The sequence below is a fragment of the Neobacillus drentensis genome, assembly GCF_036966985.1.
Classification (GTDB): domain Bacteria; phylum Bacillota; class Bacilli; order Bacillales; family Cytobacillaceae; genus Neobacillus; species Neobacillus drentensis_E.
Genome location: NZ_JBALSN010000534.1, coordinates 4,129 through 4,763, shown reverse-complemented (window position 1 = coordinate 4,763; position 635 = coordinate 4,129). Strand labels below are relative to the sequence as shown.

Here is a 635-nt window from a genome sequence, read left to right as displayed (position 1 = left end):
TTATTGAAGATGTATATGGAATCAATCTTAGACCCCTGCTGAATCTTGCGGAGAAATACTATGAGGACAATCCAGCCTTCAGACCTAAGCTACATTCAGAAAAGAAACTATCTGATCATGAAAAATTACAAATAACGAAAATTCATCAAGCAATTGCAATGATTCAGTTTAAGCTCGAAATGCCTATTATAAAGAGACGCCCGAATTTTAATATGTCAGAAAGGCTTTTGCTGGAGAAAATTGATTATGACAAAAACGAAATAACGTTTTATGGGAAAACTTACCCCTTAGAAAATACTTGCTTTGCAACCGTAAATCCAGAGCAGCCTGATCAATTATTAGAAGAAGAAAAGCAGGTTATGGAAAAATTATTATTTTCTATCCAACATTCAGAAAAGCTGGCCAGACATATGAATTTCCTAATGAAAAAAGGGAGCCTGTATTTAAAATATAACGGGAACCTATTAATACATGGTTGTATTCCTTTAGATGAAGATGGGAATATGGGGAAAATGGTGATTGAAAATAAAACCTATTCAGGCCGTGATTTACTGGATGTTTTTGAACATTATTTACGCCATTCTTTTGCACATCCTGAAGAGACAGATGATCTTGCGACAGATATGGTCTGGTAT

General features: G+C 34.6%; 1 protein-coding gene. It reads left to right on the top strand.

What is annotated here, in order from left to right; translation table 11 throughout:
- Nucleotides 1–635: fructose-bisphosphatase class III (locus tag V7659_RS27360; RefSeq protein WP_335543229.1), on the top strand; the 635-nt coding region annotated here is incomplete at both ends.